The organism is Asticcacaulis sp. SL142 (assembly GCF_026625745.1).
Classification (GTDB): Bacteria; Pseudomonadota; Alphaproteobacteria; order Caulobacterales; family Caulobacteraceae; genus Asticcacaulis.
This window is the reverse complement of record NZ_CP113061.1, coordinates 645,227-670,316: the sequence shown is the minus strand read 5'-3', so window position 1 is coordinate 670,316 and position 25,090 is coordinate 645,227. Positions and strand designations below refer to the sequence as shown.

The 25,090-nt window shown below is 53.2% G+C and carries 21 protein-coding genes, 2 tRNA genes and 1 pseudogene; 16 read left to right on the top strand and 8 right to left on the bottom strand.

What is annotated here, in order from left to right:
* Positions 1-3: 3 nt before the first annotated feature.
* Positions 4-432 carry a GNAT family N-acetyltransferase gene (locus OVA03_RS03100; RefSeq protein ID WP_267526730.1) on the bottom strand — a complete coding sequence of 143 codons (429 nt, stop codon included), beginning with the start codon at positions 430-432 and terminating at the stop codon, positions 4-6.
* A gap of 98 nt (positions 433-530) precedes the next feature.
* Between OVA03_RS03100 and dusB the strand changes: the two genes are divergently transcribed.
* The 6 genes from dusB to hflX all read left to right on the top strand — a co-directional run bounded on the left by dusB (position 531) and on the right by hflX (position 7,964).
* A complete protein-coding gene (dusB, locus tag OVA03_RS03095) occupies positions 531-1,526 on the top strand; it encodes a tRNA dihydrouridine synthase DusB (protein WP_267526729.1) in 996 nt (331 codons plus the stop codon).
* A 210-nt stretch (positions 1,527-1,736) separates the two neighbouring features.
* The gene (locus tag OVA03_RS03090; protein ID WP_267526728.1) at positions 1,737-3,947 is read left to right on the top strand and encodes a sensor histidine kinase NtrY-like; all 2,211 of its coding nucleotides are present in this window, start codon (positions 1,737-1,739) and stop codon (positions 3,945-3,947) included.
* A complete protein-coding gene (locus OVA03_RS03085) occupies positions 3,947-5,350 on the top strand; it encodes a sigma-54-dependent transcriptional regulator (protein ID WP_267526727.1) in 1,404 nt (467 codons plus the stop codon). Before OVA03_RS03090 ends, OVA03_RS03085 begins: the two co-directional genes overlap by 1 nt.
* 16 nt (positions 5,351-5,366) lie before the next feature.
* Positions 5,367-6,224: a D-amino-acid transaminase gene (locus OVA03_RS03080; RefSeq protein WP_267526726.1), complete on the top strand. Its 858-nt coding sequence runs from the start codon at positions 5,367-5,369 to the stop codon at positions 6,222-6,224.
* 124 nt (positions 6,225-6,348) lie between these two features.
* Entirely contained in the window at positions 6,349-6,597 is a 249-nt protein-coding gene (gene hfq / locus OVA03_RS03075; RefSeq protein WP_189487146.1) for an RNA chaperone Hfq, read from the top strand.
* Between the two features lie 32 nt (positions 6,598-6,629).
* On the top strand, positions 6,630-7,964 hold the full coding sequence (gene hflX, locus OVA03_RS03070) for a GTPase HflX (RefSeq protein ID WP_267526725.1): 1,335 nt from the start codon (positions 6,630-6,632) through the stop codon (positions 7,962-7,964).
* Here hflX and OVA03_RS03065 read toward each other — a convergent pair.
* A complete protein-coding gene (locus OVA03_RS03065) occupies positions 7,961-8,536 on the bottom strand; it encodes a winged helix-turn-helix transcriptional regulator (protein WP_267526724.1) in 576 nt (191 codons plus the stop codon). The genes hflX and OVA03_RS03065 overlap by 4 nt on opposite strands.
* Before the next feature lie 319 nt (positions 8,537-8,855).
* Here OVA03_RS03065 and OVA03_RS03060 point away from each other — a divergent pair, with 319 nt between their 5' ends.
* The 3 genes from OVA03_RS03060 to mazG all read left to right on the top strand — a co-directional run bounded on the left by OVA03_RS03060 (position 8,856) and on the right by mazG (position 11,269).
* A complete protein-coding gene (locus tag OVA03_RS03060; protein WP_267526723.1) occupies positions 8,856-9,014 on the top strand; it encodes a hypothetical protein in 159 nt (52 codons plus the stop codon).
* A 91-nt stretch (positions 9,015-9,105) separates the two neighbouring features.
* On the top strand, positions 9,106-10,488 hold the full coding sequence (locus tag OVA03_RS03055; RefSeq protein ID WP_267526722.1) for an MFS transporter: 1,383 nt from the start codon (positions 9,106-9,108) through the stop codon (positions 10,486-10,488).
* Complete coding sequence (gene mazG, locus OVA03_RS03050; RefSeq protein WP_267526721.1) at positions 10,460-11,269, top strand: nucleoside triphosphate pyrophosphohydrolase; 810 nt, start codon at positions 10,460-10,462, stop codon at positions 11,267-11,269. The genes OVA03_RS03055 and mazG overlap by 29 nt, the downstream gene beginning before the upstream one ends.
* A gap of 57 nt (positions 11,270-11,326) precedes the next feature.
* On the opposite strand, the gene OVA03_RS03045 is transcribed toward mazG, so the two are convergent.
* Entirely contained in the window at positions 11,327-12,181 is an 855-nt protein-coding gene (locus tag OVA03_RS03045; RefSeq protein ID WP_267526720.1) for a hypothetical protein, read from the bottom strand.
* A 25-nt stretch (positions 12,182-12,206) separates the two neighbouring features.
* On the opposite strand from OVA03_RS03045, the pseudogene OVA03_RS03040 reads away from it, so the two are divergent.
* A pseudogene (locus OVA03_RS03040) lies at positions 12,207-12,689 on the top strand (IS1595 family transposase); the annotation flags it as partial.
* Between the two features lie 91 nt (positions 12,690-12,780).
* Here OVA03_RS03040 and trpE read toward each other — a convergent pair.
* A complete protein-coding gene (gene trpE / locus OVA03_RS03035; protein WP_267526718.1) occupies positions 12,781-14,271 on the bottom strand; it encodes an anthranilate synthase component I in 1,491 nt (496 codons plus the stop codon).
* A 1-nt stretch (position 14,272) separates the two neighbouring features.
* Positions 14,273-16,195: a peptidylprolyl isomerase gene (locus OVA03_RS03030; RefSeq protein ID WP_267526717.1), complete on the bottom strand. Its 1,923-nt coding sequence runs from the start codon at positions 16,193-16,195 to the stop codon at positions 14,273-14,275.
* Positions 16,196-16,436: 241 nt separating this feature from the next.
* Between OVA03_RS03030 and tpiA the strand changes: the two genes are divergently transcribed.
* The 4 genes from tpiA (at position 16,437) to OVA03_RS03010 (ending at position 19,997) form a co-directional block, all read left to right on the top strand.
* Positions 16,437-17,201 (top strand): triose-phosphate isomerase, encoded by a 765-nt coding sequence (tpiA, locus tag OVA03_RS03025; protein WP_267526716.1) that lies wholly within the window; start codon positions 16,437-16,439, stop codon positions 17,199-17,201.
* A 114-nt stretch (positions 17,202-17,315) separates the two neighbouring features.
* Positions 17,316-17,840 (top strand): preprotein translocase subunit SecG, encoded by a 525-nt coding sequence (gene secG, locus OVA03_RS03020; protein WP_267526715.1) that lies wholly within the window; start codon positions 17,316-17,318, stop codon positions 17,838-17,840.
* Positions 17,841-17,947: 107 nt separating this feature from the next.
* Positions 17,948-19,600: a CTP synthase gene (locus OVA03_RS03015; RefSeq protein ID WP_267526714.1), complete on the top strand. Its 1,653-nt coding sequence runs from the start codon at positions 17,948-17,950 to the stop codon at positions 19,598-19,600.
* Positions 19,601-19,613: 13 nt separating this feature from the next.
* Positions 19,614-19,997 carry a RidA family protein gene (locus OVA03_RS03010; protein WP_267526713.1) on the top strand — a complete coding sequence of 128 codons (384 nt, stop codon included), beginning with the start codon at positions 19,614-19,616 and terminating at the stop codon, positions 19,995-19,997.
* 80 nt (positions 19,998-20,077) lie between these two features.
* Here the strand turns inward: OVA03_RS03010 and OVA03_RS03005 are convergent, their stop codons facing one another.
* The 3 genes from OVA03_RS03005 to OVA03_RS02995 form a co-directional block, all read right to left on the bottom strand.
* Positions 20,078-23,239, bottom strand: a complete 3,162-nt coding sequence (locus OVA03_RS03005; RefSeq protein WP_267526712.1) for an autotransporter outer membrane beta-barrel domain-containing protein — start codon at positions 23,237-23,239, stop codon at positions 20,078-20,080.
* Positions 23,240-23,556: 317 nt separating this feature from the next.
* Positions 23,557-23,633 (bottom strand) — tRNA-Asp (locus tag OVA03_RS03000).
* Between the two features lie 60 nt (positions 23,634-23,693).
* Positions 23,694-23,770 (bottom strand) — tRNA-Asp (locus OVA03_RS02995).
* A 341-nt stretch (positions 23,771-24,111) separates the two neighbouring features.
* On the opposite strand from OVA03_RS02995, the gene OVA03_RS02990 reads away from it, so the two are divergent.
* Both OVA03_RS02990 and OVA03_RS02985 read left to right on the top strand, forming a co-directional pair.
* A complete protein-coding gene (locus OVA03_RS02990; RefSeq protein ID WP_189487252.1) occupies positions 24,112-24,489 on the top strand; it encodes an NADH-quinone oxidoreductase subunit A in 378 nt (125 codons plus the stop codon).
* A complete protein-coding gene (locus OVA03_RS02985) occupies positions 24,480-25,079 on the top strand; it encodes a NuoB/complex I 20 kDa subunit family protein (protein WP_267526711.1) in 600 nt (199 codons plus the stop codon). The genes OVA03_RS02990 and OVA03_RS02985 overlap by 10 nt, the downstream gene beginning before the upstream one ends.
* The last annotated feature ends 11 nt before the right edge of the window (positions 25,080-25,090 follow it).

Sequence of the window (25,090 nt, the reverse complement as noted above, 5' to 3'; positions counted from 1 at the left end):
GGCTCAGAGCGTGGTCTCAAAATGGAAGGAACTGATGACCAGCCCTTCCCGGAAATAAAAACGATGCGCCTGGGTACGATGTGTACCGCTATCCAGACGTAATTGGGTGCAACCTTCAGACTTTGCCTGTGATTTCAACCAATCGAGCAAAGCTTTGCCATAACCTCTGGAGCGTTGATCCTGAGCGCTGACCAAATCATCGACATAGAGAATCTTGCCCGACACCAACCATTCATGGACGCGAAACCCGGCGCAAGCAACGACTTGCCCGTCATCTTGGACATAGGCTAGCCTCCAGCCACTCTCTGACATTTGGCGGCGGGCACGCTCCAGCAAATCCTCATCGTCCTGCAGATGCGGTCGCAAGGCTTTCATTACCTGAAAGCACCGGCGGATATCGTCGTCGCTCTGCGCCAGTTTGACTATCGCCATAGAACCCTCCCAGTTTAGATTAAGCGTTTAAAGCGGCTTACGAATGGGGTCAATTGCACGATGTTTCCAAATCAGGGGATTTCCTGTATGTGCCCCCTATGTTCAGCACAGGTCTTAAAATTGGTGATGTCGATATCGGCGGGCGGGTGCTGATTGCGCCTATGACCGGCGTATCAGACCTGCCGTTTCGAAAGATAGCCACCAAACTGGGGGCCCGTTATGCCGCTACCGAAATGGTTGCCTGCGCTGAGCTTGAAAAGGGCCGTCCTGATATTGTGCGAAAGGCTCAGTTGGGCGATCATGATGGCCTCAAAATAATCCAGCTTATTGGGCGCGACCCCGCCTATATTGCCCGCGGCGCCGCTTTAGCTGAGGCGGCGGGTGCCGATATTATAGATCTTAATTTTGGCTGCCCTGCCAAGGAAGTGACCGGCGTCTTGTGCGGGTCTGCGCTTATGCGCGATCTCGATCAGGCCTCGCGCATTATGGAAGCTGCGGTGACGGCTACCCGCCGTCCCGTAACCGTCAAGATGCGGCTGGGGTGGGATGATCAGCAGCGTAACGCAGCCCTATTGGCCAAACGCGCCGAAGATATCGGTGTACAAGCGGTCACGATTCATGGCCGCACCCGTCAGCAATTTTACAAAGGTGAGGCTGACTGGCAGGCGATAAAGTGTGTAAAAGAGGCGGTGTCGATTCCGGTTATCGTCAATGGCGATATTGTAGATCCTGATAGCGCCCGTAAGGCTTTGGCTCACTCAGGCGCCGATGGGATTATGATTGGGCGTGGGATATATGGCCAGCCGTGGCTGGCGAACTACCTTGATAAAGCCGTGGGCGCTCAAACCCATATGACTTTACCGACTTTAAGGCAGCGCCTGGACATTATCCTTGAGCATTTTCACGATAGCCTCTTTTTTTATGGCGCGCCATTGGGCTTGCGAATGTTTAAAAAACACCTCGGCTGGTATATTGAAGCCGCAAATTATAATCCTGACCCGATTGTCCGTCGGGCTGATAAAGGGCGAATTTGTCGTCTGGAAACCCCACAAGACATCGAGCGAGAATTGAAAATCCTGCTATCTGCGGCCTAAGTTTCATCAAAAGCTATGAAAAGCGAAAAAATAGACGCTTTAGAGCAACATTAATGTTGATATATGGACACAGTAGTGCGCAAATGCCACGGCTGAATTTTGGCATTTCGGAATTGGGTCTTGAAGGACACAGCGGCAAAACGGCGAATAGGTCTGACGCTGATGCGGGCGTCCCGGGGGCTGCGTAACGCAAGTCCTGCGGGCCTGAGTATGGCCGCTGCCTATGTTTTGTCGGCACTGATTACCGCGTTCATTATCTGGATGATTATCGCCACGCCGGGGACTGGCCCTATCGGCCCGGCCAGTCGTGTCCTTTTCATTTTGGTATGCCTTAATCTTTTGCTCTTGCTGGGGCTTTGTTTTTTCGTTGTTCGCCGGATTTATCAGATCGCGCAATCGCGCGGCGCCGATGCGGGTGCACGTCTGCACCTTAGGTTTGTTACCCTGTTTGCGCTGGCCGCGGTTACGCCAGCCTTTGTGGTGGCCTTATTTTTTGGCGTACTGGTCAACAGGGGGGTGGAGACATGGTTTAGCGCCCGTGTTCAGTCTTCGGTCGAAAACGGGGCGAAAATTGCCGAGCTATTTGTTGATGAGCAGCAAAAGATTGCGCTCGATACCGTCGAAGATATCGCCCGCAGTATCGATCATGAAGAAGGCCGCGCTCTGTTTCCCAATCGGCTGGCCTTCGCGATGGCCCTGCAGGATTTGGCGGCATCGCGTGGTGGGCTAGCAGCGATTTATCTGATTGATCGGAGTGGGCAAGTTTTAGCTCGGGCTGAAAGTGAGGATGCGCCGGTTTATCTAGCCCCACCCCGTGATACTATTTCAGAAGTCTCCGGAGGGGAGGCGCGGGTGGCGTTGTTTTCAGGGCCCGATGCCGTTCGTGTGGTCTATCCCCTAACCATGTATGACGGCGCACAGCTTTATGGGGTGAGGCTGCTGCAACCGGGCATGATGACGCGCCTGTCCAGCGTATCGCGGGCTGTGGTTGATCTGCGCGAAGCGGCGGAAAACTCTAATCGAGTGCAGGGTGTTTTTGCGCTTGCCTATATAGAGACTGTGCTTCTGGTGCTGGTTGGTGCTGTTTGGGTAGGGGTATCGGCTGCGGATGCGATTGCGGTGCCGGTTGCCCGGCTGGTGCAGGCAGCCGATAAGGTCGCGGCAGGCAATTTAGATGCGCGCGTTGTCACCAGCCATCAGTCCGAAGACATTGCTGTGCTGTCACGAGCGTTTAACCGCATGACCAGCGATCTGCAAAGTCAGCAGGCGGCCTTAAAATCGGCGGGTGAAGAGGCCGAAGCACGGCGGCGGTTTATCGAAACCGTGCTGTCGGAAATTTCCGCCGGCATCGTCGGTATAGATGTGCTGGAGCATATATCTGCGATCAACCGTCATGCCGCGAGCTTTCTCAGCGTTGTGGGCGAGGATGCCATCGGCTTTAATATTCGCGAATTAGTCCCTGAAATTGCTGATCTTCTTGACAAGGTCTCGGTCTCAAAGGTTGAGGAACAAGAGGTCGATCTTATCCGTAAAGGGGAGACCAGGCGTCTGCGTGTGCGCATCTCAGGGCTTGAAACCGGCGGGGCCGTTATCACTTTTGACGACATCACCCGTTTGGTGGCCGCACAGCGAAATGCCGCCTGGAAAGATGTAGCTCAGCGTATTGCACACGAAATCAAGAACCCTCTGACCCCGATTCAATTGTCAGCGGAGCGCATTAAGCGCAAATACCGTGACCATATTGATGGCGATCTGGAAGTCTTTGATCGCCTGACCGACACCATTATTCGTCAGGTCGGTGATATCGGACGCATGGTGGATGAATTTTCGGCCTTTGCCCGTATGCCGGTGCCGAACTTTGCCGAAGAAGATGCCGCAGAGTTGGTCAGGCACGCTGTCTTTGCCCGACGGGTTGCTGATCCGGACATACAGATTGATATTATTGAGCCGCTGCCGGACACGAAAATTGTCTGTGACGGACGCCTCTTGGCTCAGGCATTAGGAAACGTGCTTAAAAACGGCGGTGAGGCGATTGCATCACGGCAACTGGCTGCGCAGAAATTGGCTGAACAGTCAGACCTTATCCCGCCTGAACCCATTAAAGGGCGTCTTCGGGTTGAAATGTCGATAAGCGATAGCGTGGTCCGCATCGACATTGAGGATAACGGCATCGGTCTGCCCGATAAGGATCGCGATCGTTTGACCGAACCTTATGTGACTACGCGCGACAAAGGCACCGGACTGGGGCTCGCGATCGTCAAGCGTATTGTTGAGGATCACGGCGGTGATTTCAGTTTAAGCGACGCGGTTCACTTAGGTGGAGCCCGCGCGACCCTGCGGTTACCGCATACACAAATTATGACCGATGCCACAGATACTGTGGCACGTCAGGACACTACCAATAAGATGGTGAGGCTGTGATGAAAGTATCTTCGGGTGTTGATATTCTGGTCGTCGATGATGAGGCCGATATCCGTGAACTAATTGCCGGTATCCTTGAGGATGAAGGTTATTCGGTGCGAACCGCAGCCGATTCCAATGCGGCGTTGCGTGCAGTAAAGGCGCGCAAGCCTTCGCTGGTTGTACTGGACATCTGGATGCAAGGCGGCGGGCTTGATGGTCTGGAGCTTTTGGACGTGATCCGTGAGCTTGATCCTGATATTCCGGCAGTTATGATTTCAGGGCATGGCACCATTGAAACCGCCGTGTCCGCCATCAAGCGCGGGGCCTATGATTTTATAGAAAAGCCTTTTAAAACTGAGCGGTTGATTATGATCGTTCAAAGATCGCTTGAAGTGGCTTCATTGAAACGTGAAAATCGTCGCCTACGCAATCAGGCTGTTGTGCCGGATGGTTTGGTGGGTAATTCCGCCGCAGCACAGCTATTGCGCACTACGATTACCAAGGTCGCTGGCGCTAATTCACGTATCATGATTTCGGGGCCTGCCGGATCAGGCAAGGAACTGGTCGCGCGCATGATCCATGACGCGTCGCCGCGCGCCAAATGCGAGTTCGTACCCATATCTTCTGCAGGTATGACGCCTGAGCGACTGGACGTTGAGTTGTTCGGCGAAGAAGGTGATGGCGGGCGGCCACGCAAAATCGGGGTGTTTGAACGCGCGCATGGTGGCACGCTGTTCCTTGATGAAGTGGCCGACATGCCGATGGAGTCGCAAAGCCGGATTTTGCGGGTTTTAGTCGAGCAACGGTTTGTTCGCGTCGGCGGTGTTAACGATGTTCAGGTTGATGTCCGCGTCATTTCGTCAACCTCCAAAGACTTGCAACAAGAAATCGCAGCCGGACGCTTCCGTGAAGATTTGTTCCATCGCCTGAATGTCGTGCCGGTCAGGGTGCCTGGCCTGTCGGAACGCCGCAGTGATATCGCTGAACTGGTGCAGTATTTTATTGAGCGCATTGCCTCAGCACAGGGCCTGCCCAAGCGCACCTTAAGCGAAGATGCCATGGCCACCCTTCAGGTTCACGAATGGCCGGGTAATGTGCGCCAGTTGCGTAATAATATTGAGCGGTTGCTGATTCTGGCCTCCGGTGATCCGAACGACCCGATCACGTCCCATATGTTGCCATCCGAAGTGGTTGAATCCGCCGTTGCAGGCGCGATACGTCCTGAACGCATCATAGCGCTCCCCCTTAGAGAAGCTCGTGAAGTGTTTGAACGTGAATATCTGTCGTCGCAAATCGTTCGCTTTGGCGGAAACATTTCGCGCACGGCCAACTTCATTGGCATGGAGCGGTCAGCCCTGCACCGTAAGCTGAAAAGCCTTGGTCTGGCCCATATCCGTGGTGCCGAAGACGAAGATATGTAACTGTTGAGATAAAGCTATGTCCAGAATTGCCTATGTCGATGGCCGGTATGTACGTCATGCCGATGCCTGTGTTCATATCGAAGACCGGGGTTATCAGTTCGCTGATGCCGTTTATGAGGTGTGGTCGGTATTCAATGGCCGTCTGGCCGATACACAAGGCCATCTTGACCGGCTTGATCGCAGCCTGAACGAACTGCGTATTGAAACGCCAATGAGCCGGTCGGCGCTTTTGGTGGTGCTCTATGAGGTCATTCGCCGTAACCGCATCAAAGACGGCATGGTTTACCTTCAGGTCAGCCGTGGGGCCGCGCCTCGCGATCATTTTTTCCCTGTAGGCGTCAGGCCCACTCTGGTAATCACGGCCCGATCTGTTGACCGCAAAGCGGCCGCCACCAAAGCCGAAGCGGGCATAAAGGTCATCACCCAGCCAGATATTCGCTGGGGACGATGTGATATCAAAACCGTAGGTCTGCTGCCAAATGTATTGGCCAAACAGGCCGCCAAAGACGCTGGGGCTTCGGATGTTTTACTTGTCGATAGTGATGGTTTAATCACCGAAGGCGGTTCGGCCAATGCCTATATCGTCGATCAGGCCGGTGTAATTCGCACGCGCAGCCTGACAGCCAATATCCTGGCAGGGATAACGCGTGCGCAGCTTTTGAAAATACTGGGCACGACCGATATTCAGCTCAAAGAAGAGGCGTTTTCAGTCGCGGAAGCCTTGGGCGCTAAAGAAGTGTTTGTCACCGCGGCCACAAGTTTAGTCATGCCGATCGTTGACATCGATGGCCATAAAATCGCTGACGGCAAACCGGGGCCGGTGGCGACGGCTCTGCGCGCTGCCTATATCGAAAACGCAATCGCGAACGCCTGACATTTCGGATCAAAAATTTATCGTGTAAAGAGTTGCTCTTAGCTTGCGATGTGGCTTATGATACACATCTATGTCTGTGTGAGGGGTAATGTGCCTCTCAGGATTCAACGAGAAGGGCCAACCAATGTCCCACGATAAAAAACAAAACCTGCAAGACACGTTTTTGAACAGTGTCCGCAAAACCAAAACCCCTTTGACCATCTTCCTCATCAATGGTGTGAAGCTTCAGGGCATTGTCAGTTGGTTTGACAATTTCTGTGTCCTGCTCCGCCGTGACGGTCAGTCGCAACTGGTTTACAAGCATGCGATTTCGACCATCATGCCCGCCGCACCGGTGCAGCTCTATGAGCAAGAGGACGATTCCGACGATTAAGTCCGGAACTTTTCCGGGCATAAGGATTGATATTGACCGGTAAATACGTAGATCACACACCTGACATTCAGCGCACGGTCGTGATTGATCCTGAAATTTCGGTTCATGCCTTGCCGAAAAACGGCGAAGCTTCGATTGAACGAAAATATGACAGTTCTCGCCTGGACGAGGCTGTTGGCTTAGCCATAGCTCTCGATTTGAAAATCGTGGGCTCTTTGAGTGTGCGTGTGCGTAAACTCAATCCCGCCACCTTGTTCGGTCAGGGGTGGGTAGATGAGGTGCGCGAGCTTTGCGAAGAACTTGAGGCCAATCTGGTCGTTGTTAACGGCAGTTTGTCTCCGGTTCAGCAGCGCAATCTGGAAAAGGCATGGGGTGTAAAGGTCATTGACCGCACCGGCCTTATTCTTGAGATTTTCGGACGCAGGGCCCGCACCAACGAAGGCAAGCTACAGGTCGAACTGGCGCGCCTTGAATACGAAAAATCAAGACTGGTGCGCACCTGGACCCACCTTGAGCGGCAGCGCGCCACGGGCACAACCGGCGGCCCTGGGGAAACCCAGATCGAACTCGACCGGCGCATGATTGCGGATAAGATCAAACAGCTAAAAAGCGAACTGGAAGAAGTGCGCCGTACCCGCGGCCTGCATCGGTCGGCCCGCAAGAAAGTGCCCTATCCGGTTGTCGCTCTGGTCGGATACACCAACGCCGGCAAATCAACCCTGTTCAATCATCTGACGCGGGCTGAGGTGCTGGCAAAGGACATGCTGTTTGCGACACTTGATACAACGCTGCGTACGCTTAAGCTGCCCAATGGCCGCTCAGCGATCATTTCGGACACGGTTGGATTTATTTCCGATCTGCCGCACGAACTGGTGGCTGCGTTTCGCGCAACACTTGAAGAGGTGATGGAAGCGGATTTGATCCTGCATGTCCGTGACATGTCTAATCCCGAAGCCGATGCTCAGGGTAAAGACGTCGAGCAGGTTCTTAAAGTCATACTGCCAGATCTCGACCGCAGCCGGATGATGGAAGTGTGGAACAAGATCGACCTGATGGATGACGATAGTCGCGATGTTTTACAGACGCGCGGCATCCTGCATAAAGCCGAAACCAAGCCTTACCTGGTGTCGGCGATTACGGGCGAGGGGATCGATGCGCTCTTGCAAGCCATCGCCCGCAAGGTCGATCAGGAGGGTACTGAGCTTGATATCACCCTTGATCCCTCGCAAGGCAGCCTTATGGCATGGGTCTATCAGAACGGGCGCGTGCTTGACCGGTTTGACTATGAAGATGGCCGCGTCCAGCTTCATGTGAAACTGTCCGATCAAGCCTTGGGGCGTTATGAGCGGATGGCGGCAGAAGCCTAAAACAGACTCAGGGTTTCGTCGGAAAACTCCGCTTGAGCCACAATTTTAGACACGGCCGGATTTGAGTTAGAAGGGGTTGCGGTTTGCAGCCCCTTTATCATGCGGTTGGCAAAAGCGGGTTTGTTTTTTTCAATTTCAATCCGCAAGTCTTTGGGCGTGTCAGTCAATTCGTATTTATGAGACCACGACATAAACTCAACCAGTACCGGTGCCAGATCTGCCCCCTTTGAGGTCAGGCCATAGATAACCTTACGCTTATCGGTCGGATCAATCTGGCGTGAAATCAGGCCGTAGGCTTCGAGTTTAACCAGACGATCCGTCAGAATATTTGTGGCGATTTTTTCTTCGGCATTCAGGAAGGACTGAAAGCTTTTTCGGCCCTTGAACATCAGATCGCGAATGATCAGCAGTGACCAGTTATCGCCCACAGCCTCCAGCGCCAGATTTATGGCGCACCGTGAACGCGGCGCTTTGGATACTGATGTTTTGGTGGCCTTCGGAGAAGCTTTTTTCAGAGCCCTGACCGGAGATTTACTGGTTTTTCGGGTCTGATTTTGAAGCGCTTTTGTCATATTAACACCACGCCTGATTACTTGCGATGCAAAAGTCTTATCCGATTCTGGAGGATCGTGACAAGGCCACCAGAAAAACTTGCGTATCGCAATAGATTGCAAATGGAATTGAACTCATCACCGGGCTATTTTCAATTCACAGCATAATCCACATTAAAATCATGCCGCCTGTCATCGATCGCTTGTCAGAGCGTGCGACTCTGCCAAACATCATGACACGTTTTCGCAGGGGCTCGCCATGACATTTAAATGTGACACACCACTGTCTGACTTGCCAGAATCGGGGCGCATCCAAATTCGCTGCACGAAATGCGGATTAATGCGCCAAACGACACCACGCGACCTGATGCGTGTCGGAAGATTCAATGCCAATATAAAACTCGACCAGTTGGAACGGGCTTTTGAGTGCGACCGTCAGGTTTGCCGCAGCCCGGTTACGTTTACCCCCTTTGGCGCGATTGGCACCCTGACCGCTTAAGCCTCTGCGCGAACCCACTCAATAAATTGTGATTAGCCATGATCGCCAAGATGGTGAACATTGTTCACAATAAAATTCGGGGCGGAAATCAGTGTCTAAATCCATAAATCCTGCGCAGTCACACCACGTCAACATGGCTCAATTGCTGGCCTTTGTGGGGCCGTGCCTGCCGTTGGCCGCCTTGGGCTTACCTCTGGCCGTCATCCTATCTGAATATTATGCCAGCGAAATTGGTCTCAGCTTGGGAACAGTTGGCCTGATTTTCATGAGTGTCCGGCTGGTCGATATATTTGTCGACCCCCTTGTCGGTTGGGCAATGGATAAAACCCGGACGCGCTTTGGGCGCTTTAAAGTTTGGATGGCCATTTGTCTGCCTATACTGTTTGTCAGCACAGGTTTCATTTTCTTAGCGCCCCCCGGTGCGTCGCCCGCTTACCTGTGGGTGTGGTTGCTGGTTATTTATATTGGCTTTTCAATTGCGACCCTGTCTCAGGCTAGCTGGGGCTCAGTTTTGTCGCCCGACTATGATGAACGGACGAAGGTTTTTGCCTGGTGGCAAATGGCCAATATTGTCGGCATAATTGCCGTTTTGCTAATTCCAGTTATAGTTCAGTCGGTTTTACACGGTACCTATCGTCAGGCCGTACAATATATGGGCCTGTTCATAATGGTTTTGTTGCCCATCATGATCGGCATCGCCCTCTGGAGGGTGCCTGAGACGCAATCCGATGCGCCACTTCACAATGTCCGCATCAGCGACTATTTCCGAATGCTTAAACGACCGAATGTCATCCGCGTGCTGCTGGCGGATCTATGGCTGGGTCTGGCGCCGGGCATCATGGGCGCTTTGTTCTTTTTCTATTTTATGCAGACCAAAGGGCTAACGCGCGAGCAGTGCTCAATCAGTATGTTCCTGTATTTCGTCGCGGGACTGGTCGGGGCGCCGTTGTGGACCTGGGCCTCCAAAAAATACAATAAGCACCGGACACTGATTGTCTCGGCGCTCATTTTTGCGGCAGTGTATGCGTTGCTAGCCTTCCTGCCTGCCGGCAACTTCCCGCTGGCCGCCTTTTTAGTGTTTCTGGCCGGCATTCCCTATGCCGCCTCCTTACTGCTGACGCGTGCCCTGATGGCCGATATAGGCGATGAAGTGCTGGCAGAGTCCGGGCAAGACCACAAAGGTGCGTTGATGTCGATATTATCCGCCACCACCAAGCTGGGTTACGCGTTCTCCGTCCTTACCCTGTCGGTACTGGCCGCTTTGGGCTTTGATAACAAAGCCGCCAACAACGCCCCCGACGCACTTATGTGGGTGCAGATATTCTTTATCGGCCTTCCGGTTGTCTTTCTTTTGTTGGGGGCGTGGGCTATGAAATCCTATGACCTGACGCCTGAACGGTTCGCGAAAATTCAGGCCATGCTCGCCGACAAAGGATTGATACGCCATGCCCCTTCCCAACCGACCGGCCATTGACGACCTTTTGGAAGTTATGAACCGGCTGCGGGCAAGGGAAGGCGGGTGCCCGTGGGATATTGAGCAGACCTTCGATACCATTGCGCCTTATACTATCGAAGAGGCCTATGAAGTCGCCGATGCGATTGCGCGCAAGGACATGCGTGACCTTAAGGAAGAACTTGGGGATCTGCTGTTTCAGGTTGTGTTCCATGGCCATATTGCCAAGGAGCAGGGGCTGTTTGATTTTGATGATATTGCCCGTGCGATGACGGATAAATTGATCCGCAGACACCCGCATGTTTTTGGGGCTGAGTCTGAGCGGACGTCTGAGGAACAGACTGTGGCCTGGGAGGCCATAAAGGCCGAAGAGCGCAAATCCAAAGCAAAACATGGCATTCTGGATGATGTGCCTATTGGGTTGCCTGCGCTTACCCGTGCCGCGAAACTGACTAAACGCGCCGCACGGGTTGGTTTTGACTGGCCTGATCTTCGGGATGTTCTGGCCAAACTGGATGAAGAAACCGAGGAGCTAAAGGTTGAGATCGAGGCAGGTAACCTCGAAAATGCCAAGGCTGAACTGGGTGATTTGTTGTTTGTAATGGCTAACCTGGCCCGGAAACTTGATGTAGATCCGGAGGAAGCTCTGAGGGGGACTAATGCAAAATTCGTCCGCCGGTTTTCAGTGGTTGAAAGCGCGCTTGCCGAACGTGGCCTGACGCCCGATCAGTCGACATTGGAAGAAATGGATGCACTCTGGAACGAAGCCAAAAAGGCCGAGCGGGATGCGGCATCAGAATAGCCAGTACGCTCGCTGCAATCCAAATGCGGCGGCAAAGGCGGTGGCGGATACGGTTAATCAGTAAACTGCCGTGGTGGTTTCCCGCGAAGGGGTTGGCGCTGGTAATCCTTTCGCTATACAAAGCTTGCGAACCTTTGCTGCGTAAGATTTGGATACATCAGGATGGAGGACGATACCCTCTATCATTGTGCTCACATCCACCTTGGGGGCATAAACGCGCAAATTTGGATTGGCTGTCAGTGCAAAATGATCTTCTGAGAACTTCTGAAGGCCAAACTCATCATTGGTAGGCAGTGTCATTATCGCACGTACTTCTGCTTCATAGCGGAAGTTGATGTCCTTGTGCATGATGCATTCAAACATGTTGCCCCATGGCAGCCGATCTGTTGAGTAGTCAATATAGCTGATGACTCCCATCAATACTTCGATTGGCAATGCCTTTCGTAATGCGGTGTAGGTCGTCTTTATTGCAACGGCCCGGTTGGTTTTCGTGTAACAGCGCCACATTGAATAATTCTCGTGCATATTCATATGCCAACACGACACATAGTATCGAGGTCGAAAATTTCTTCTGAAATCGGCAAGGAATTGCCGGTTGTGAGCGAGGGTTGCTCGCTGCTCCTCCGTGGTCGCATTTCGCGCTTCTTGCTTCCACCACTCGATTTCGCCTAGTGGTGTGGAGCCTTCGAGAGGGTCGCCTAAATTATCTGCAGTAGGCATGAAAATGCGACCATGATCTAACAGCCACTCAAACTTGTCGAAATCCATATATCGCCAGATTACTTGCTCATTGTTATCAGGCTGGGGAAAGGACGGGTGCGTTGCATGCTCATCAATCATTATAGCCAGACCTAATTCGCGCAAAAGTATTCTATCAGCGGCACCAATGTTCAATTGGGCTGGGCCGCTCATGCCCACAGGCTACTACCTATTGATAGAATTGGCAAAATGGCACGGTAAAATATACCTCATGCCCTTTCGGGCCAAAAGGAAAGTCCGCGAACTGATCGTAGAGCAGGCAGCCGCCAATGAAGAGTTGCTCGGCGGGGAGGTCGAGGTGGACGAAAGCTATTTCGGCGGTGTTCGCAAGGGCAAGGTGCCTGTTTTCGGCTTGCTGAAACGGCGCGGCAAAGTCTTTGTCGTCCCTATTTCAGATGCCAAAGCCACCACCTTGATGCCGATTATTCGCAAGAAAATTCAACCGGATAGCATCGTTTACACGGATACCTTCGGTAGCTACAGCGCGCTCGATGTTTCCGAATTCCATCACAGTCGCATCAATCACTCCAAGCTGTTTGCCGACAAGCAGAACCACATCAACGGCATCGAGAATTTTTGGAACCAGGCCAAGCGTGTTCTGCGAAAATACAACGGCATTCCCCGGCAAAACTTCTTCTTATTTATCAAAGAATGCGAATTTTGATTCAATCACGGATGGCCCAAGCAGCAGCTCAAAACGCTGCGTTCTTGGGCAAACCTCGGATCCCTATCTACGACAGTTTTCAGAGCGCCTAGACGTAATGCCAGGCTTCGGCAGCGGCGCGGATTAGCGCACCCGCCTTGTGAACCGTTTCGTTATATTCGTTAATAGGAACGCTGTCGGCCACAACGCCCGCGCCAGCCTGTACATAGACTTTTTGGTCTTTGAAGAGGGCGGTGCGCAACACTATGCAGATATCGGTCGCGCCGGAACTTGAGATATAACCAACACCCCCGGCATAGGCGACGCCGCGCTTGACGTCTTCCAGTTCGTCAATGATCTCCATGGCACGCACCTTTGGCGCACCGGACAGAGTGCCCGCAGGCAGGGCGGCAAGCAAGGCATCAACCGGATCTATGTCATCCGGTGTATCGCCTTCGACGTTAGATACAATATGCATGACATGGCTGTAGCGCTCGATGACAAATTTTTCAGTCACTCTGACAGTGGCCAGTTTAGCCACCCGGCCGACATCATTGCGGCCCAAATCAAGCAACATCAAATGCTCAGCGATCTCTTTAGGGTCGTTGAGAAGTTCCTGCTCTAAGGCTTTGTCTTCCTGAGCGGTTTTACCGCGCGGGCGTGTACCGGCGATCGGGCGGATCGTCAGTTTACCATCACGGATGCGCACCAGTATTTCCGGGCTTGACCCGGCCATCTGGAAGTTACCGAAATTGAGGTAAAACAGGTACGGCGAGGGGTTTTGCCGCCGCAGAGATCTATAAAAAGCGAACGGATCGACCTCAAACGGCGCTTCGAAGCGATGGCTTGGGACGACCTGAAAAATATCACCGGCGGCGATGTATTCCTTAGATGCCTCAACCATTTCGCAGTATCGCTCTGGCGACGTCGGAGATGCTAAAGGGGGCTGGACGCGGGCTTGCGGTTTATCGCGGCTGGGCAGGGCTACGCGCAGGTCGGTTTCGACCTGATCGATGCGGGCTACAGCATCAGCATAGGCTTGCGATGAGCTTTGATCGCCTGGCCAAACCGGACTGGCGATGAGAATCTCGTTAGAGACATTGTCAAACACGCAGATGACCGACGGACGCACCATGACCGCATCGGGCAAGCCCAGCGGGTCAGGATTTGCTTTCCCTAGCGGCTCTGTCAAACGGATCAGGTCATAACCGAATACCCCAAACAGCCCCGACACCATAGGCGGCAGGTCGGCCGGAATATCCATACGGTTGGCCTTGACCAGGGCGCGCAGAGACTCGAGCGTGGGCAAGGCTTCTGCCGTGTAGTCATTCTTAGCTATGGCATCACCCGCGGCCAACTCAGCCTTATCTCCAAAACAGCGCCACACCAGATCCGGCTTAAGCGTTATGATGGAATAGCGCCCTTTCAGAGTGCCGCCTTCAACGGACTCAAACAGAAACGCGAATTCACTATCTTTGGCCAGTTTGAGATAGGCCGAAACAGGCGTTTCCAGATCGTCTACCAAACGGCGGCAAACGACATGGGGCTGACCGGCATCGTAATCTTCCCGAAAGGCGTCCTCTAAACTCAAAGCGCTCATCTTATTTCTTTTCAGTGGACGCGGGCGTATCGGTCTTGGCGGGCGGGGTTACGCCCAAAGCCTTAATCGCTGTTTGCGGATAGGTCTTGGTTTTCAGAAGGGCGCGCGTCGATGAACGCGACATCTCTTCGACATCGCGGAAGGTTGCCTGTGTCAGGCCGTGTTGCGCCAGAACCGAATTAACATTCGCCGAATTGGCTTCCGGGGCGGTTACGGTATCGACGCGGCCAAGGACATAGGCGAACTCGCTGGCCTGAGCGTTGAACGTGTCGCCCTTTTTCGCCGAAAATACGCGGGCGGCGATTTGTGGCCCGACCTTTTGCTGTCCGGTCTGGCGATCAAGGCCTTTAAGAGTCTCAACCGGTGCCTTAACCGAAGCGGCTACAGCTTTGAAATCCTCGCCTTTACGCAGACGTTCGCTCAGCGCATCAGCCTTAATGCGGATAGCATCCATCATTTTCTGCTGCATATAGGCCTGAACCATTTGCTGTTTGACCTGATCCAGTGCGGGCACTTCAGACGGTACGATTTCATTCACACGCACGGCAAAATATTCGCCGTTGCCGAGTTCCTGAACTTCAGATTCACCGCCTTTGGGTTGATCGAAGGCTACTTTGATGACCGGCGCGAACTGGGCATAGTTTTGACCATTTACGGCCTGACCTTCTGCCGTCATAGGCGGCAGGTTGACAATGTTCAGATTGAGCTTCTTGGCCGCCGTTTCTATGCTGTCACCGGCCGCACGGGCTTTTTCAAAGGCCTCGACCCGTTCGTAGACAATTTCGGTTGCCTTTTCCTGACGGTATTCCTCGGTCAGTTGAGGCTTGACCATATCAAAGCTTGGTACCGACCCCGCCGTGATATTAATGACCTTGACCACAGCAAAGGCGAGATCGCCCTGAATGGGGGCGGACACGGCGCCGCTGGCAAGAGAGAAGGCGGCGTCAGCTATCTTTTTGTCAGGAATCGCGGTCTTGGGTTTGTTATCATAGTTCACGACTTCGCCGCCCGCGGCTTTTGCTGCGACATCAGGGGATTGACCGGCTTTCAGGGCCGATTCAGCCGCTGCGGCTGCCTTGGCATCCTTGGCAGAAATCTGCACAAGTGTACGGGTTTCAGCCTGCGATAGCGTATCGCGCTTAAATTCGTAGCGTTTTTTTAGCTCAGCTTCATCGATCGTAATCGAGGCCATCAGATCCTTAGGCGCAAAAGTCACCAGCGAAAACTGACGAAACTCAGGGCGACGCAGGCGCTCCTTGTTTTCGTTATAAAACGCTGTCAATTGGGCATCGTTTGGCTGAGCGGGCTGTTCGACATTGGCGGGTGACAGGATAAACAGGCTGACATCACGGCTTTCCATGCCAAAAGAAGCGGCGAGGGCACCATAAACACGCGGCAGTTTGAGGCCCGCGGCGGCGGCGTTACCGAAATGATTGGCGGCAATTTCGTCCCGGAACAATTGTTCGAATTTGGTCTCCGTCAGGCCCTGCTGGCCCAGAAACTGGGTATACTTATCCTTATCAAATCGATTTGTGATCGAATCGAAAAACATTGGATATTTGCTGATCTGGTCGACGACCATCTTGGCGGAGGGCTTAATGCCCGCCTTTTCGAGGTAAGACGACAGCGATTCCATGCTGGCCATCTCTTCGAGAATACGCACATGCAGGCCTTCGTTCACCGCCTCTTCATTGGTGACAGCTTTGCCGGATTGTTCCTGAATGCCTTTTTTGTAGTTATCAAAGGCTTTGGAAAAATCCTGTGCGCTGACTTCGCGCGATCCGGCCTTGATAACACTATTGCCGTTGGCAGCCGACAGGACATCCAACTGGCTGCCGCCGACGACGACAAAGCTGAGCGCCAGAATGCCCATCAGGATTTTAAATGTCCAGGTCTTGGTGAAAGCGCGAAACCCGTTGATCATGAAAGCCCAGACCTTAGTAAAATTGACGGCATCGGTGCGCTTGAGCGCGATAAGTTCTGATCCGAAAGCCAGTTGGCCGTGATATAAAGGAGGAACTGCGGCGGATTCAAGACAGTTTTTACCTTACCCCTTGCGAAAGACCGCAGGTATCGGGATTTTGTAACAATAGGAATTTATTTGTTTTCCGGTTTTTAATCGTTTTTGGCTTTAATTGCTGCACCTGCTAATTTAAAGACTTTTTATGACCTCACATACCCTGATCGCGGGCAACTGGAAGATGAACGGGCTTTTATCGTCATTAGACGAAGCTCGTGCCGTTGCCGAGGGCAGTTCTGACAGCGTTGTCAAAATTGCTGTATTTCCCCCATTTACCTTATTACATGCTATGTCCCAAACCCTTGGGTCGGATAGTCATATTATACTTGGTGGGCAAGACTGCCACCACGAAGATAATGGTGCTTATACTGGTGATATCTCTGCCGCTCAATTGCGAGATGTTGGGGCGCGCATGGTTTTGTTGGGGCACTCAGAGCGTAGGCACGGCCACAAAGAGCCGTGTGAATTGGTCGCGCTAAAGGTACGCGCGGCGATCAAGGCCGGTCTTGAACCGCTAATTTGTATTGGTGAGACCTTAGAGCAACGCAAAGAAGGGCTTACGCACGCAGTTTTGTCAAAGCAGTTGCGTGACAGTCTGCCCGACGATCTGATCGGCAAGGCGTTCCATGTGTCTTATGAACCCGTCTGGGCCATTGGAACGGGGATGATTGCCACAGATGATCAGATTATTGATGCTTTTGCCCTGATACGCCGGGTAATTTCTGAGCGGTTTGGCGAGGAATTCAAACCCCACCTTCTATACGGTGGATCGGTCAAGCCGGACAACGCCGCAGAGGTGCTGAGGCTTGAGGGTGTCGGCGGCGCTTTGGTCGGCGGCGCATCGCTTAAGGCCGCGGATTTCCTTAAGATAATCCACAGTGCGCCTTTAGTTCACGAACTGAAGTCATAAAACTGTTGCCGGATCGGTTTCGGCTCTGGAAAAATCTGTGTGGCAATGCTAATGGGGCGCAAAGATTGCGCGCTCACGCATGTGGCGGATTGCGCCCAAGGATTAAAACGGCTCATGTTATTTGGTATTTTGCTCACCGTTCAGATCATTATCTGTCTCGCGCTGGTTGGTCTGGTGCTGATTCAGCGTTCCGAAGGAGGCGCGTTGGGTATGGGGGGCAGCCCGTCGGGGTTCATGTCGGCGCGCGGTGCAGGCAATTTCCTGACGCGAGCAACATCCATTCTGGCCATCCTGTTTTTTGCCAATTCGATTGGCTTAACCATTGTTGGCAACATGTCCCAGCGCGGATCATCGGTTGTGGATCAGGTTGGTGAAGGTAATATCAATCTTGATGCGGCCAATCTTCCTGCCGCAGCCCCTGCGGCACCTGCCGGTGCCACGGCATCGTCGGCAGCAGCGCCGTCTTTGACCGAATTGCCCCGCCCCAGTGCGCAGGTGATTACGCCGTCTGCGCCACAGCCAGTCTCTAAGCCCGTCGCATCGGTAACACCACCGTCGACCAGATCAGCAACCCAATCTTTGGCGGCACCCGGTGCCGCTCCGGCGAACGACCCGATCGCAACGCAGCCTGCGCAGTAGTTAAACACGAAACACAGGTTGCTAATTTAACTATTTGAAGTGGCTCATTATTTATATTTTGAGCCGCTTTTTCTTTGTAGTGATTTCTATATCCCAAGGCTATCGTCATGACAGATACACCCACAGGTGCCCGTTTTATTTTTATAACCGGCGGGGTGGTGTCTTCGCTGGGCAAGGGCTTGGCTTCAGCGGCTCTGGGGGCCCTGCTGCAGGCGCGGGGTTATAAGGTTCGCCTGAGAAAGCTTGACCCCTATCTGAACGTCGATCCGGGTACGATGAGTCCGTACCAGCATGGCGAAGTTTTTGTGACCGACGATGGTGCCGAGACCGATCTGGATCTGGGCCATTATGAACGCTTTACTGGTGTCAATGCGCGCAAAACCGATAATATAACGACCGGACGTATCTATTCCAATATTATCGAAAAAGAGCGCCGCGGGGACTATCTTGGCGCTACGGTGCAGGTCATTCCGCATGTTACGGATCAAATCAAAGCCTTTGTCCTGTCTGATCAGGGCGATGCTGATTTTATTCTGGTCGAAATCGGTGGCACCGTCGGCGATATTGAAGGTTTGCCGTTCTTTGAAGCCATCCGCCAGTTGGGGCAGGAACTGCCCCGTCGTCAGTGCTGTTTCGTCCATCTGACCCTGTTGCCGTGGGTGAAAACCGCTGGTGAAATGAAAACCAAGCCGACCCAGCATTCGGTGAAGGAACTACGCTCGATCGGTATTGCGCCGGATATATTACTGTGCCGGTGTGAGCAGGAAATCCCGAAGGAAGAACGTCGCAAGATCGGTCAATTCTGCAACGTGCGCGAATCAGCCGTTATTCAGGCTCTTGATTCGGAAAACATCTATGCCGTTCCGATCGATTATCACCATCAGGGCTTTGACACCGAAGTTCTATCTGTTTTTGGGATTGATGATGCTCCTGAGCCGGACTTATCGCTATGGAAGGATATTTCGCAGCGCTATTCCTATCCAGACGGTGAAGTAAATATCGCGGTTGTTGGCAAATATACCGTCTTAAAAGACGCCTATAAGTCATTGATTGAAGCACTTTATCATGGTGGAATGGCCAATAATGTGCGCGTTAAAATCGACTGGGTTGAAGCCGAAACCTTTGAAAAGGACACGGATTCGATACGGCAGCGTCTGGAAAGCGTCCATGCGATTCTGGTGCCTGGTGGCTTTGGTGAGCGCGGGGCGGCGGGCAAGATCGAAGCTGTGCGTTTTGCGCGTGAAAGCAAAATACCCTATTTTGGCATTTGCTTCGGGATGCAAATGGCCGTTATCGAGGCGGCGCGTAATCAGGCCGGAATCTCAGCGGCTTCATCCACCGAGTTTGGCGAAACCCAGGAACCGGTCGTTGGTCTGATGACTGAGTGGCTGAATGGCAATGAATTGTCTAAGCGTGCCGCGGGCGGCAATCTAGGGGGCACAATGCGGCTGGGCGCGTTTGAGGCCAGTCTGGTGCAGGGGTCGCTGGCATCACGGATTTATGGCGACACCAATATATCTGAGCGTCATCGCCACCGCTACGAAGTCAACCGCGACTATATCCCCCAGTTGGAGGCCTGTGGCCTTAAATTTTCGGGCATGTCACCGGATGGCCTGCTGCCGGAAATTGTCGAACGCGATGATCATCCGTGGTTTGTGGGGGTTCAATACCACCCTGAGCTTAAGAGTCGACCATTCGCGCCGCACCCATTATTCAAAAGCTTTATAGACGCGGCCAAGGTCAGAAGCCGCCTGGTCTGATTAGGAGATAATTATGCGCAAACTCGTATCTTCAGGTTCGCCGTTTGAGGGCGAAATCGGCTTTTCCCGCGCTGTTCGATCGGGAAATCGCATTGAGGTTTCCGGAACCGCGCCTATTCGTGATGGCAAAACGGTCGGCATTGACGATGCCTATGAGCAAACCAAGGCTTGTCTTGAGATTATTATAAAAGCGGTCGAGGCCGCCGGTGGCAAACCGTCCGATATCATCCGCACACGCATTTTCCTGACCGACATGTCGGTCTGGAAGCAGGCGGCGAAGGCTCACGGCGAAATCTTTGGTGATATTCGTCCGGCCTCATCCTTCATTGGCACCAGCGCCCTGATCAATCCGGAATGGCTGGTGGAGATTGAGGCTTCGGCGGAACTTGCTGAGTAATCGATTTCTGGTTCAGATAAATATGAAAAAGGCGGGCCTCAGTTGAAGCCCGCCTTTTTTGTTTGTGTTGGGATTTAAGCTTAGAATTTAAATCCAGTGCGCAGGCTTATGGAATAGTTTTCATAAGCATCATACTTTTCGGCTTCGGCTTCGAGCGCCAGATAGCCATACTCATTGCTGGCGGCGATCCGGAAGCCAACCACAGGGCTGCCGCCTTCGACATCACCGCCGTTCAGCGTGAATGGATTACCAGAGCCGAACCGTGCCGTTGTGTCGGCGATTTCGACCGATACGTTTTGGCGATAACCCACCCAGATTTCAGGCTGGATCAGGGCTTTTTTATTGGCACGGCCAAAGAAGACGAGGGCACTGGCGCTGGCCATGTGGCTGTCACGCGAATCAACCGTCAGATCAAAGCTGGACCCGCCGCCGGTTTCGGTGCGTTCATCTTCGTTGAGAGCGTAAAAGTCGACGGCGACTTGCGGACGCATGGATATCGGCCCCATTGAAGTTTCATAGGATGCCCCAATATTGCCGGAGTAGCTGATACCGCTCCAGTCGGCTTCAGCGACCATGACTTTCTGGGCGCTGATCAACTCACGCTTTGAGTCAAAGGTTGCGCGCCCAATACCGGCGCTGGCCCAGGCCTTGAAGTTTTCGTTATATAAACGCCAGTAGCCGCCAACGCTAATGTCAGAAGTGGATGAAGTTTCGTTCGCTGCCGCAAAGGTGTCTTCGGGCGTCGTGGTCGTGTAGGCGACGTAAACGCCGACCGCCTGATTGCCCATTAAGCCGCGTTCGGCACCGCCGGCAAAGGCAAAGCCGGTTGATGTGAAGCCTGTGGTTTCGGCCCGTTCACGCTCCATGTGGAAGCCATATTCCTGAAGCCAGTATTGCGTCTCACCGTCCGACGGGAGGAAGGATTGCCGCGCCAGAGAGTGGGTGAGGGCTTCGTGACCTTTTGACAGGGTGAGCAGGGCTTCACCCGAATAGTCGGGCAGGAAGGCGGAATAGATTTCATTGAAGCTGTTTGGGTTGGTTTGAGCCAGCAAGGCCAGTTGGGTGGCCGCATCCGTCTGAGCCGCCGTCAGAACCGCGTCCAATGCGCTATATTCATTGACGGACAGTCCGGATTCGCTTTGGGTCTTCAGCCTGAAATCGGCATAGAGGTTGGTGTTGGCCGTGCCCGTCGATAAGGTGGCATTATAAAGCCAGGGCACGTTCTGGCTCAGCGTCGCCACATCAAGGTTGGCTATGCTGATGTTGTTGCCGGTCATCACCGTAAACTGTGTCGGTGTTTTAGTGATCTCGGTCAGGGACAACAGCACCTTAGCGCCGCTGTCGATGGTGGTTGTACCGGTATTAATCAGCAAGGGCGTTGTAGCGGTGTCGGGATTAAGTACCAGATAAAGCTCTGACTTCGCCCCAAGATGCAGGGATGATAAATTTACTTGCGATCCGCCAGTGAGGCCCAGTCGGGCTTCGGCGACATCAAGTGCGACCGTACCGCTGCCGGTGATTTTACCAAGCACTATGGCTTTCTTGTCGAGCAGTATGGTGTTGCTGCCAGCCCCGAAGTCAATGTTTCCAAGAACTTGTCCGCCGTTGATGGTTATCGAATCATTTCCGGCACCCAACAGAATGTCGCCCTGAATGAAGGGGGCTGCGATGGTGTCGTCGTCCGGTTTAGTGTCGGTTTGAACCAGAGTAAGGCCTGCCGTATTGGTGCGGGTATCAATCGCCATGCCACGATTGACGGCTGTATCAGCGACACCGTCATTGTTCTCGTCGGCGGGTACCGTTATGGAGGTAATGAAGCCGGTATTGTTAAAGGTGGTAAGGCTGTTAGATCTGTCGCGGATCCCAATGGCATTTGACGTTGTACCGGCACCGGTAGCCGTGATCGTGCCGCTGTTTGTGAAGGTCGGTACGGTGGCACCTGCGGCGATATCGACCACAATCGCGCTGTTGTTATTCAGCGTTGTCGTGGTAGCCCGCATGGTGCCGGAGTTGATGAAACTGGCGACATTAGCCCCGCTCAGCAGAGATATGCCGGTGGCATTTCCCTTGGTGCCAACAGCGGTGATATTGCCTTGAATCGACAGGCCGTTTTGCAGGGTCACATTATGCCCAAGCCCGCCAATCTGAATGGCGGTCGCATTGACGTCTTTATAGAGGCCCGCTGCGTTGACATTGCCTTTGACGACCAGGCCGTAGCTGTCGGTCGCTTTGGCGGTGACGACGCTGTTGAGTGTGATATCCTGAGTGGCTGAGCCAATAAGCAGAGCGGGTGCGCCGCCGTATTGTGTCAGATTGGCCGTCGTCTGATTGGCGTCAAGTGTGCCGTCACCATCGCTGTCGGTATTGGTGGTGTCGGCAGTTACGGTCGAGTTCAGCAACAGCCCCTTAGACAGGTTGCCCGAAATGCTGACCAGCTGGCCCGATTGATAAAGGTCATCCGGGTCAAGCAAGGCGAGTTGGGCATCGCTCAAGGAAGAGGTGAACCGATAACCAGTGCCCGCCATGGTGCCGTCGAGAATCACAGAGCCGCTGACGTTGCCGCTCAGATTTAAAGCTGAAGCGTTTCGGCCGAGCGCATTAACGGTGCCGCTGACATAGACATTGCCCGTGACATTGTTTTCAATCGAGATGCCTTTGGTGTCCGTACCCGTGGCCGCAATGGCGCCATCAAAGCTAAAATTACCAACTTGAGGGGCTTCCAGACGGATGCCGTAGGATTGATTCCCCTCAATAGTAATGGTCGAGCCGCTGGTGACTTCGATCTTACCGGTGAAAGGCGACGCCCCTACAAGTCGGATTCCGTATCGTCCGGTGCCGGTCGCAAATTCTCCGTCAACAAAATCATCATCGTCAGTCGTTGAATCTGCGGGCGTATAATTGTCCGTGACCGTGATGTTCGACTTTACCGAAACCTCACCAGTCGTTCCGCCATTTATCAGTATACCCGTCGAATTATCAGCCGATGACGCCATATTAATGGCACCTTCGGTTGTCACTTTATTGTTGGAGTTCAGAGTGATGGCGGTGCCGCTGGTCAGCTTTATGGATCCAGCCGAAGCGATCTTCACATCGTCTGCGGCGCCGCTGTTCGCGGTGGCTGTGACAATGGGTGTTGTGCGTTCAGTCGTGATGCTGGTCTCGGCTGACGCCGTATGAGCGGATATGCCCGCAGCCAGAATCAGGCCGATGGCTGTGGCATTGCGAAGGTGTGATTTACGCATCTGGCTACTTTCAGAAGTGTCGGAAACAGAGCCATGGGCCCGGTGGAGGTCTGATTATTTTATGAAAACTTGGGAATACGCTTTACCTGGCGGAGGCAGCCCACATGTCGATACCGTTACATTGTGTTGGTGACGCCTCAAAAACCGAATTTGCGGCGAACATTGGCACGAATGTGGGCTTTTATATGTCAGTTGGGAAAAATTGCAAATGCGCTGAGACGTGAAACGTCTAAACGAAAAAAACCGCGAGGCTTTGAGCCTGCGGTTTGCAATACATAGGATATTAAAAGAGATGCGGTGCCACTTAAAATTTTAAGTGGCGCGAGTGACGGGACTCGAACCCGCGACCCTCGGCGTGACAGGCCGATACTCTAACCAACTGAGCTACACCCGCATCCCTAATGCCCTGCGTAAACTTAAATTTCAGAAGCGGTTGCCACCTATGTTAAATAAGTGGCGCGAGTGACGGGACTCGAACCCGCGACCCTCGGCGTGACAGGCCGATACTCTAACCAACTGAGCTACACCCGCATTCTGAAATTTTAGTTTCTCGATAAGACAGTGTGGCCGAGATTTTAAGGTCTGGCAACCCTGCCCTGTCAGGAGGTGCGCTAGATAGTTCGGGCGAGGGGGCGGTGTCAAGCGCCGAGTTCCTGAAAAGCTCTAAATTTTGAAATGGCTGTGGAAGGTTGATTGCAAAATGCGATTAATTCTCAATAGCTTTTAAAAATAACACAAAAATCAAAAAACACTCGATTTGATCCTTTTGAGTATTTGCCGCGGTGCGATGGTTGGTCTAATACGCTTCTTGATTCCAGCCGTCCTTAAGGTGTAACAGCACTTTCAGATAAAGGACTCATTTGAGGTTTCCGATGAACGCGCTTTTGCTGCAATATCTTCCGGTCATCATTTTCATGGGTATCGCTGCCGTTTTAGGGTTGGGCTTTATCGTTGCGGCGCTGGTTCTGGCGCCCAAGGCCCCGGATACTGAAAAGTTGTCGGCCTATGAGTGTGGGTTTAACGCCTTTGATAGTGCCCGTCAGAAATTTGACGTCCGGTTTTATCTGGTGTCGATTCTGTTCATCATCTTTGACTTGGAAGTCGCGTTTCTCTTTCCGTGGGCCGTGTCGATGTTTGATTTGCCGCAAGCCGGTATGGAGTTTGCCTTTTGGTCGATGATGTCTTTCCTGACGATCTTGACCGTTGGCTTTATTTATGAGTGGAAAAAAGGAGCCCTGGAATGGGAGTAGACCTTTCCAATACAGGCCTGATTTCAACGTCGGGGCAGCCTTTGGCAGCGGGTATGGCGGGCCGCTCGCGCGTTGAAGGCTATAATCCCGACATCCACGATAAGTTTTTTGAGCAGGTCTCGGCTGAACTGAACGAAAAAGGTTTTCTGGTCGCGGCGGCCGATGATGTCATCACCTGGGCGCGTACGGGCTCTCTGATGTGGATGACGTTCGGTCTGGCCTGTTGCGCGGTTGAAATGATGCAGGCCTCTATGCCGCGTTATGACATGGAACGCTTTGGCATGGCGCCGCGCGCGTCACCGCGCCAGTCAGATCTGATGATTGTGGCGGGCACCTTGACCAACAAGATGGCGCCGGCGCTGCGTAAGGTGTACGACCAGATGCCGGATCCGCGCTATGTGCTGTCGATGGGCAGTTGCGCCAATGGTGGCGGCTATTACCATTACAGCTATTCGGTAGTTCGCGGTTGTGACCGGGTTGTGCCGGTTGATGTCTATGTGCCCGGTTGCCCGCCATCGGCTGAAGCTCTGCTGTACGGCCTCCTGCAATTGCAGAAGAAGATTCGTCGTAACGGCACGATCGCACGATAAGGGGAGGGTGT

What these genes read in the sequence shown, in the direction of transcription:
- trpE (WP_267526718.1), bottom strand. Translation starts at nt 14,271, where the DNA reads ATGAGCGCTTTGAGTTTAGAGGACGCCTTTCGGGAAGATTACGATGCC.
- OVA03_RS02990 (WP_189487252.1), top strand. Translation starts at nt 24,112, where the DNA reads ATGAACGCGCTTTTGCTGCAATATCTTCCGGTCATCATTTTCATGGGT.
- OVA03_RS03085 (WP_267526727.1), top strand. Translation starts at nt 3,947, where the DNA reads ATGAAAGTATCTTCGGGTGTTGATATTCTGGTCGTCGATGATGAGGCC.
- OVA03_RS03030 (WP_267526717.1), bottom strand. Translation starts at nt 16,195, where the DNA reads ATGATCAACGGGTTTCGCGCTTTCACCAAGACCTGGACATTTAAAATC.
- hfq (WP_189487146.1), top strand. Translation starts at nt 6,349, where the DNA reads ATGTCCCACGATAAAAAACAAAACCTGCAAGACACGTTTTTGAACAGT.
- OVA03_RS03100 (WP_267526730.1), bottom strand. Translation starts at nt 432, where the DNA reads ATGGCGATAGTCAAACTGGCGCAGAGCGACGACGATATCCGCCGGTGC.
- OVA03_RS02985 (WP_267526711.1), top strand. Translation starts at nt 24,480, where the DNA reads ATGGGAGTAGACCTTTCCAATACAGGCCTGATTTCAACGTCGGGGCAG.
- OVA03_RS03060 (WP_267526723.1), top strand. Translation starts at nt 8,856, where the DNA reads ATGCGCCAAACGACACCACGCGACCTGATGCGTGTCGGAAGATTCAAT.
- OVA03_RS03065 (WP_267526724.1), bottom strand. Translation starts at nt 8,536, where the DNA reads ATGACAAAAGCGCTTCAAAATCAGACCCGAAAAACCAGTAAATCTCCG.
- mazG (WP_267526721.1), top strand. Translation starts at nt 10,460, where the DNA reads ATGCCCCTTCCCAACCGACCGGCCATTGACGACCTTTTGGAAGTTATG.
- tpiA (WP_267526716.1), top strand. Translation starts at nt 16,437, where the DNA reads ATGACCTCACATACCCTGATCGCGGGCAACTGGAAGATGAACGGGCTT.
- dusB (WP_267526729.1), top strand. Translation starts at nt 531, where the DNA reads ATGTTCAGCACAGGTCTTAAAATTGGTGATGTCGATATCGGCGGGCGG.
- secG (WP_267526715.1), top strand. Translation starts at nt 17,316, where the DNA reads ATGTTATTTGGTATTTTGCTCACCGTTCAGATCATTATCTGTCTCGCG.
- OVA03_RS03045 (WP_267526720.1), bottom strand. Translation starts at nt 12,181, where the DNA reads ATGAGCGGCCCAGCCCAATTGAACATTGGTGCCGCTGATAGAATACTT.
- OVA03_RS03010 (WP_267526713.1), top strand. Translation starts at nt 19,614, where the DNA reads ATGCGCAAACTCGTATCTTCAGGTTCGCCGTTTGAGGGCGAAATCGGC.
- OVA03_RS03005 (WP_267526712.1), bottom strand. Translation starts at nt 23,239, where the DNA reads ATGCGTAAATCACACCTTCGCAATGCCACAGCCATCGGCCTGATTCTG.
- OVA03_RS03080 (WP_267526726.1), top strand. Translation starts at nt 5,367, where the DNA reads ATGTCCAGAATTGCCTATGTCGATGGCCGGTATGTACGTCATGCCGAT.
- OVA03_RS03090 (WP_267526728.1), top strand. Translation starts at nt 1,737, where the DNA reads ATGGCCGCTGCCTATGTTTTGTCGGCACTGATTACCGCGTTCATTATC.
- OVA03_RS03015 (WP_267526714.1), top strand. Translation starts at nt 17,948, where the DNA reads ATGACAGATACACCCACAGGTGCCCGTTTTATTTTTATAACCGGCGGG.